The following is a 4,608-nucleotide window of genomic DNA, read 5'->3' on the forward strand; positions in this document are numbered from 1 at the left end:
ATCTCCCCCCTAGAGGGGGAGATGTCCGGCAGGACAGAGGGGGGCGCCTCGCGCAAACCTATCGGCCTTTTCCCCTTAGCCGGCCACGCCACCGCCCTCGGCATCGCCCTGCCCTACGGCAGCATGCCGGCCGACAAGATCATCGCCCTCGCGCAAGCCGCCATCGCCCTCGGCACAACCGAAATCCGCCTCGCCCCCGGTCGTGCCTTGCTGTTCCTCGGGCAACCAACCGCCGCCAACCCATCGCTCCAACACACCGCCGCCATCCTCGGCTTCGTCACCGCCCCCGCCGACCCGCGCACGCGCATTGCCGCTTGCCCGGGCATGCCGGCCTGCGCCTCCGGCCGCATCGCCACACGCGACATCGCCGAGACGATCGCCGCTGAAACAGCCGACATCCTCGACTTCACCCTTCACATTTCCGGCTGTGCCAAAGGCTGCGCCCACCCCGGTCCGGCAGCGCTGACGATCGTCGGCGGCGAAAATGGAGCCGGACTTGTCGTGAACGCGACGGCAAAGGCCCTTCCTGCCGGCTACAGGCCGGGCTATGACGCCGCGCGCGGCATCGGCCGCGTCGCGGCGATGATCCGCAGCACACGATATCAAGGTGAAACCGCCGCCGCTTGCCTGACAAGGCTCGGGCCGGCCGGTATCGCCGAGGCCTACCGACAGGCCCAAACTGAAAAACGGAAATGAGCATGGCCGCCTACGACTACATCCATGACGGCACGGCGATCTACGAGCGCTCCTTCGCCATCATCCGCGCCGAGGCCGATCTGTCGCGCTTCTCCGAAGCTGAGGCCGATGTCGCCATTCGCATGATCCATGCCTGCGGCCAGGTCGAAGCTTCAAATCATTTTGTGTTCTCCAAGGATTTCGTTGCCGCCGCCCGCACCGCTTTGGCGGCCGGCGCGCCGATCTTCTGCGACGCGGAAATGGTCTCGCATGGCGTCACCCGCGCCAGGCTGCCGGCGGGCAACGAGGTGATCTGCACCTTGCGCGACCCGCGTACGCACGAAATTGCCAGGCAAATCGGCAACACCCGTTCGGCGGCCGCCATCGACCTCTGGGGCGAGCGCATGGCCGGCTCTGTGGTTGCCATCGGCAATGCGCCGACCGCGCTATTCTATCTCCTGGAAAAACTGCGCGATGGCGCACCGAAGCCGGCGGCCATCATCGGCATGCCGGTCGGCTTCGTCGGTGCGGCCGAATCCAAGGATGCGCTGGCCGAGAATTCCTACGGCGTTCCCTACGCCATCGTGCGTGGCCGGCTTGGCGGCAGTGCCATGACCGCCGCCGCGCTCAATTCATTGGCGAGGCCTGGCCTGTGAACGCCTTTCTCAAAGGCCGCCTCGTTGGCGTCGGCACCGGTCCTGGCGACCCCGAACTGCTGACCCTAAAAGCCGCCCGCATCCTGGCCGAGGCCGATGTCGTGGCCTATTTCGCCAAGCGCGGCAACAACAGCAACGCCCGCGCCATCGTCGAAGCGCAGTTCCGGCCCGAAATGACGGAATTGCCGCTGCTCTATCCCGTCACAACCGAAATCGCCAGGGACCACGACGACTACCGCTCGCAGATCACGGCTTTCTACGAGGAGTCGGCCGAAAAGGTCGCCGAGCACCTCGAAGCCGGCAGAATGGTTGCGGTGCTGTCGGAGGGCGACCCGCTGTTCTACGGCTCTTACATGCATCTGCATGTGCGCCTCGCCCATCGTTTTCCGACCGAAGTCATCCCCGGCGTCACCGCCATGTCCGGCTGCTGGTCGCAGACCGGTATTCCGATCGTCCAGGGCGACGACGTGCTCACCGTGCTGCCGGGCACGATGAGCGAGTTCGAGCTGACCCGCCGGCTGGCCGACACCGATGCCGCCGTCATAATGAAGGTCGGCCGCAACCTGCCCAAGATCAGGCGGGCGCTGGAGGCTACGGCCAAGCTGTCGCGCGCCGTCTATGTCGAGCGCGGCACCATGGCCGGCAGCGTCTCGATGAAGCTTGCCGACAAAAAGGACGACAAGGCGCCCTACTTCGCCATCGTGCTGGTCGCCGGCTGGTCCGGCCGCCCCGGCGCCGTGGGAGCGCAGGTATGAGTGGCCGTCTCATCGTCATCGGCCTTGGCCCCGGCAATGCCGATCAGGTCACCCCGGAGGCCAGCCGCGCTGTCGCCGAGGCGAAATTCTTTTACGGCTACAAACCCTATCTCGACCGGCTGGACCTGCGCCCGGACCAGACCCGCGTCGCTTCCGACAACCGCGAGGAACTCGCCCGCTCCAAGGACGCATTGAGCAAGGCTGCAGAGGGCCATGACGTCGCCGTGGTCTCCGGCGGCGATCCCGGCGTGTTCGCCATGGCGGCGGCCGTCTGCGAGGCGATCGAGGCCGGTCCGGTCGAATGGCGCGCAGTCGATGTCGCCGTGGTGCCCGGCATCACCGCCATGCTTGCGGTTGCCGCCCGCATCGGCGCGCCGCTCGGCCATGATTTCTGCGCCATCTCGCTCTCCGACAATCTAAAGCCATGGGAGTTGATCGAACTGCGCCTGCTGGCGGCGGCCGGTGCCGGCTTCGTCATCGCGCTTTACAACCCGATCAGCAAGGCCCGCCCCTGGCAACTCGGCCGCGCCTTCGAGTGCCTGACCGCCATCCTGCCGGGCACCACGCCGGTAATCTTCGGCCGCGCCGCCGGTCGCCCGGACGAGCGTATCGAGGTCTACCTGCTGGCCGATGTCGAGGCTGAAAAGGCGGACATGGCGACCTGCATCATCATCGGCTCGCCGGAAACCAGGATTATCAAGCGCACGGAGAAGCCGGCGCTGGTCTACACGCCGCGCTCGTCCACGGGACGGACAAAATGATCGATCCCAAATCGATCGACAATGGCGGCCAGCGCTTCGACGGTTTCAGCCGAGGGCACGTCCGGCAGATCAGGCCTGCGGATCATGACCACCTCGATGCCAAGCGCCCGCGCCGAGGCGATCTTGCCAAAGGTCGCCTCGCCGCCGCTGTTCTTGGACACCACGACATCGATGCGGTGCCTTTCGAGCAGCGCGCGTTCCTCCGCGTCGCGAAACGGGCCACGGGCCAACAGATATTCGGCGTCGGGCACGGCCAGCTTCGGCTCGACCGGATCGACACTGCGAATGACATAGTGGTGCTGGGGCGCTGCTTCGAAAGCCGCAACCTCTTGCCGGCCCAGTGCCAGAAAAACGCGGCGCGGCGCCGGTCCAAGCGCTTGCGCGGCATCGCCGACCGTACCGACCAACGTCCAGCGGTCGCCTTCGACAGGCTCCCAGCCGGGACGCCGCAGGGCAAGGATCGGCACGCCGGCCATGCGCGCGGCTTGTGCGGCATTGGCGGAGATTTGCGCCGCATAGGGATGCGTGGCGTCGATCAGCAGATCGGTGGCCGTTTCCGTGAGGTAAGCGGCCAGCCCGTCGGCGCCGCCAAAGCCTCCGCTTCGCACCGGCACGCCTTGCGCGACCGGGCTTTCGGTGCGGCCGGCCAGCGACAGTGTGACCGAGGCACGCGCCGCCAGTTTTCCGGCCAGTTGCCGCGCTTCGGTGGTGCCGCCGAGGATCAGGATACGGTGGGTCATTATGCCTGCTGAGCGTCAATCGCGAGCCGCCTGGCTGACAGTCGTCGGCATCGGCGAGGACGGTTTAGCGGGTCTCGGCGACGAGGCCAAGCAGCGGATTGCCCAGGCTGAGATCATCTTCGGCGGCAAGCGGCACCTCGCCCTTGTCGCTTCCTTCGCCAAGGGCGAGCCGCGCCCATGGCCGGTTCCGTTCGATGCCGAGATGGCTGACGTGCTGGCGCTCGCCGGCAGGAACGTCTGTGTGCTCGCCTCCGGCGATCCCTTCTTCCACGGCGTCGGCGCCACGCTCGCCCGCAAGGTCAAGGCGCAAGAGATGCACGTTATCCCCGCGCCTTCAGCCGTTTCACTGGCGGCCGCCCGGCTCGGCTGGGCGCTGCAGGATATCGAAACCGTCTCGCTGCACGGCCGGCCGCTCGACCTGATCCGGCCACTGCTGCAGCCAGGCGCGCGCATCCTGGCGCTGACCTCGGATGCAGAAGCCCCCGCGGCGATTGCCCGCCTGCTCGCGGAACTCGACTTCGGCGCATCGCGGCTGACGATCCTGGAGGCGTTGGGTGGGCCAAGCGAGACCCAGCGCTCGGTCCGCGCCGATGCCTTCGACCTCGAAAACCTCAATCCGCTCAACGTGCTGGCGGTCGAAGTTGAATCCGGTCCGGACGCGCGCGTGCTGCCGCTCACATCAGGCCTTGCCGATCACCTGTTCGACCATGACGGCCAGATCACCAAGCGCGAAATCCGCGCGATTACCCTGTCGGCGCTGGCGCCGCGGCGCGGCGAGTTGCTGTGGGACATCGGCGCCGGCTCCGGTTCCATCGGCATCGAATGGATGCTGGCCCACCCTTCGATGCGCACTTTTGCCATCGAGGCCGATCCGGTGCGCGCTGCCCGTATTGGCCACAACGCCGCCGCTTGTGGCGTTCCCGGCCTTGTCGTGGTCGAAGGCGCCGCGCCCAAGGCGCTAGCCAGACTGGATACGCCTGACGCGATCTTCATCGGCGGCGGCGTTGTGGCCAATACGGGC

At 67.1% G+C, this 4,608-nt stretch carries 5 protein-coding genes and 1 pseudogene; 5 read left to right on the top strand and 1 reads right to left on the bottom strand.

The annotated features are described in order from the left end of the window. The 4 genes and pseudogenes from EN994_RS18745 to EN994_RS18760 all read left to right on the top strand — a co-directional run. A pseudogene (locus EN994_RS18745) lies at positions 1–696 on the top strand (precorrin-3B synthase); the annotation flags it as partial. Positions 697–698: 2 nt separating this feature from the next. Further along, positions 699–1,331, top strand: a complete 633-nt coding sequence (locus EN994_RS18750; protein WP_063168243.1) for a precorrin-8X methylmutase — start codon at positions 699–701, stop codon at positions 1,329–1,331. Beyond that, positions 1,328–2,086, top strand: coding sequence for a precorrin-2 C(20)-methyltransferase (locus EN994_RS18755; RefSeq protein ID WP_013531083.1), 759 nt, complete (start codon positions 1,328–1,330; stop codon positions 2,084–2,086). Before EN994_RS18750 ends, EN994_RS18755 begins: the two co-directional genes overlap by 4 nt. Next, positions 2,083–2,847, top strand: a complete 765-nt coding sequence (locus EN994_RS18760) for a precorrin-3B C(17)-methyltransferase (RefSeq protein WP_063168244.1) — start codon at positions 2,083–2,085, stop codon at positions 2,845–2,847. The genes EN994_RS18755 and EN994_RS18760 overlap by 4 nt, the downstream gene beginning before the upstream one ends. Here EN994_RS18760 and EN994_RS18765 read toward each other — a convergent pair. Further along, a complete protein-coding gene (locus EN994_RS18765) occupies positions 2,811–3,587 on the bottom strand; it encodes a cobalt-precorrin-6A reductase (RefSeq protein ID WP_063168245.1) in 777 nt (258 codons plus the stop codon). The two genes, EN994_RS18760 and EN994_RS18765, sit on opposite strands and share 37 nt — an antisense overlap. Position 3,588: 1 nt before the next feature. Between EN994_RS18765 and cbiE the strand changes: the two genes are divergently transcribed. Beyond that, positions 3,589–4,608, top strand: a 1,020-nt coding sequence (cbiE, locus tag EN994_RS18770; RefSeq protein WP_127307716.1) for a precorrin-6y C5,15-methyltransferase (decarboxylating) subunit CbiE, incomplete at its 3' end; no start/stop codon positions are given.

This window comes from Mesorhizobium sp. M7A.F.Ca.CA.002.09.1.1 (assembly GCF_003998555.1).
GTDB classification, from domain to species: Bacteria; Pseudomonadota; Alphaproteobacteria; order Rhizobiales; family Rhizobiaceae; genus Mesorhizobium; species Mesorhizobium ciceri.

What these genes read in the sequence shown, in the direction of transcription:
- EN994_RS18750 (WP_063168243.1), top strand. Translation starts at nt 699, where the DNA reads ATGGCCGCCTACGACTACATCCATGACGGCACGGCGATCTACGAGCGC.
- EN994_RS18760 (WP_063168244.1), top strand. Translation starts at nt 2,083, where the DNA reads ATGAGTGGCCGTCTCATCGTCATCGGCCTTGGCCCCGGCAATGCCGAT.
- EN994_RS18765 (WP_063168245.1), bottom strand. Translation starts at nt 3,587, where the DNA reads ATGACCCACCGTATCCTGATCCTCGGCGGCACCACCGAAGCGCGGCAA.